This window comes from Streptomyces bobili, assembly GCF_002154575.1.
Taxonomy (GTDB): Bacteria; Actinomycetota; Actinomycetes; order Streptomycetales; family Streptomycetaceae; genus Streptomyces; species Streptomyces bobili.
In genome coordinates this window covers 1-2,895 of the sequence record NZ_MUBA01000763.1, presented here as the reverse complement: position 1 = coordinate 2,895, position 2,895 = coordinate 1, and the positions used below count along the sequence as shown (strand labels likewise).

General features: G+C 73.6%; 2 protein-coding genes. Both read left to right on the top strand.

Annotated elements, in window-relative coordinates:
• Positions 1–1,588, top strand: a 1,588-nt coding sequence (locus tag BZL64_RS37370; RefSeq protein WP_086773435.1) for an acyl-CoA dehydrogenase family protein, incomplete at its 5' end; no start/stop codon positions are given.
• 104 nt (positions 1,589–1,692) lie between these two features.
• Positions 1,693–2,736 (top strand): medium chain dehydrogenase/reductase family protein, encoded by a 1,044-nt coding sequence (locus BZL64_RS37365; RefSeq protein WP_208639608.1) that lies wholly within the window; start codon positions 1,693–1,695, stop codon positions 2,734–2,736.
• The last annotated feature ends 159 nt before the right edge of the window (positions 2,737–2,895 follow it).

The window sequence follows — 2,895 nt, the reverse complement described above, 5'->3', positions numbered from 1 at the left end:
CGCCTCCGACGACGCGGCCCTGCTGGAGGGGCTGCGGCGCGAGGGCGCCGGGTGGGCGGAGGCCGGCCTGCGCCGGCTCGGGCTGCGGGCCGGCGGTCCCGAGGCGCAGGAGTGGGGTGAGCTGGCCAACCGGCACGAGCCGGTACTGCGCACACACGACCGGTACGGCCACCGCGTCGACGAGGTCGACTTCCACCCCTCCTGGCACGAGCTGATGCGGGTCGCCGTCGCCGAGGGCCTGGCCGGGGCGCCCTGGGCGGACGGCCGGCCCGGCGCCCATGTGGCCCGCGCGGCCGGCGGCCTGGTGTGGGGGCACACGGAGGCCGGGCACGGCTGCCCCACCTCGATGACGTACGCCGCCGTCCCCGCCCTGCGCCGCCAGCCGGAGCTGGCGAAGGTGTACGAACCCCTGCTGACCAGCCGCGAGTACGACCCGGGGCTGCGGGTGCCGGCACAGAAGCGCGGGCTGCTCGCCGGCATGGGGATGACCGAGAAGCAGGGCGGATCGGACGTCCGGACGAACACCACGACGGCCACGCCCACCGCCGAGCCCGGGATGTACACCCTGCGCGGCCACAAGTGGTTCACCTCGGCACCGATGTGCGACGTGTTCCTGGTCCTCGCCCAGGCCCCGGACGGCCTGTCCTGCTTCCTGGTACCGCGCGTGCTGCCCGACGGCACCCGCAACACCTTCCGCATCCAGCGGCTCAAGGACAAGCTCGGCAACCGCTCCAACGCGTCCTCCGAGCCCGAGTTCGACGGGACGGTGGCCTGGCTGGTCGGACCCGAGGGGCAGGGCGTGAAGACGATCATCGAGATGGTCAACTGCACGCGCCTGGACTGCGTGATGATGTCGGCGGCCCTGATGCGCAAGACGCTCGTCGAGGCCGGCCATCACGCGCGCCACCGCGGCGCGTTCGGCGCGCGACTGCTCGACCAGCCGCTGATGCGCAACGTCCTGGCGGACCTGGCGCTGGAGTCCGAGGCCGCGACGACGCTCACCCTGCGGCTGGCCGGGGCCGCCGACCGGTCGGTGCGCGCAGGCGACGGCCCGCAGGGCGAGCGGGCCTTCCGGCGGATCGCGACGGCCGTCGGCAAGTACTGGGTGACCAAGCGAGGGCCGGCCTTCACCGCGGAGGCGCTGGAATGCCTCGGCGGCAACGGCTACGTGGAGGAGTCGGGCATGCCCCGGCACTACCGCGAGGCTCCCCTGCTGTCGATCTGGGAGGGCTCGGGCAACGTCAACGCCCTCGACGTGCTGCGGGCGCTGACCCGCGAGCCCGCCACCGCGGACGCCTTTTTCGCCGAACTCGCCCTGGCGCAGGGGGCGGACACCCGGCTGGACGCGGCCGTGGCCCGGCTCAGGTCCGGGCTCGGCGAGGTCACGCAGTCCGGGGCCCGTCGGCTCGTGGAGCGGATGGCGCTGACCCTCCAGGCGTCCCTGCTGGTCCGGCACGCCCCGCCCGCGGTCGCCGACGCGTTCTGCGCGACCCGGCTCGACGGCGACTGGGGGCACTCCTTCGGCACCCTGCCCGACAGCGCCGACCTCGACGGGATCCTGGGGCGGGCACTGCCGTCCGCCAGCTAGAGGGAGGCGTTTCAGTTAGAGGCTGTCACGAAAACTATTGACACTCCACTCGGCACTGAGTTACAACTTATAACGAACACGAAAGTACGTAACTCAGTGGGCCCATGGAGGTCATCGTGAACGCCGAAGAACTCGTCGAGGTCGTCCTGCCGGGCAAGGTTGAGCCCGACGGACTCCAGCTCCGGCACGGCACCGTGCCCACCCCGGGCGCCGGACAGGTCGTCATCCGGATGGAGGCGACCGGCATCTCCTTCGCCGAGCAGCAGATGCGCCGCGGCCGGTACTACGACCAGCCGCCGTTCCCCTTCGTGCCCGGCTACGACCTCGTCGGCACCGTCCTCGCGGCCGGTCCGGGCGTCGAGCCCGGCCTCACCGGCGCTCGGGTGGCCGCGCTCGTCAAGGTCGGCGGCTGGGCCAGCCACGTCCTCGTCGACGCGGCCGACGTGGTGTTGGTGCCCGCCGGGGTGGGCGCCGCGGAGGCCGAGACCCTGGTGGTCAACGGCATCACCGCCTGGCAGATGCTGCACCGCAAGGCACGGGTCCGCGCCGGCCAGACCGTCCTGGTGCACGGGGCCAACGGCGGCGTCGGATCGGTGCTGGTCCAGCTCGCACGGGCGGCGGGTGCCCAGGTGATCGGCACGGCCTCCGCCCGCCACCACGACGCCCTGCGGGAGAAGGGCGTGGAACCCGTCGACTACCGCACCGACGACATCCCCGCGCGCGTGCGCGCCCTCGCCCCCGGCGGGGTGGACGCCGTGTTCGACCACGTCGGCGGCCCCGGCATCGTCGACTCCTGGCGCCTCCTCGCCCCGGGCGGCACGCTCGTCTCCTACGGCAGCGCCTCCACCCGCGACGACCAGGGGTCCGGTCAGCTGCCCGTGCTCAAGCTGCTCGGCCGGGTATGGCTGTGGAACGCCCTGCCCAACCGGCGCCACGCCTGCTTCTTCAACGTGTGGGCCGGGCGCGCCCTGTCCCGCGACCGCTTCCGGGCCCGGCTGCGCGCCGACCTCACACAGGTCTTCACCGCCCTCCAGCGCGGCGAGGTCACCGCCCAGATCGCCGCCCAGCTGCCGCTCGCGCGCGTCGCCGACGCCCTGCGGCTGGCCGAGTCCGGGACCGTCGCCGGAAAGGTCGTGCTCAACCCGTAGCGCGCCGCCGTACGCCCGATCCCCACGCCCCCTCCCGATCTTTCGACGAAGGAACCCCATGGTCAGCATGCGTCCCACGGCATCGGCGAAGCCCCGGACCGCACGCCGGCAAAGCGCGCGATCGCAACCGAACGTGCGCAGAGCCGCCGCCGTCGCCGT

Bases quoted from the DNA above. Each gene is read 5' to 3' on its own strand.
- BZL64_RS37365 (WP_208639608.1), top strand. From the start codon at position 1,693: ATGGAGGTCATCGTGAACGCCGAAGAACTCGTCGAGGTCGTCCTGCCG.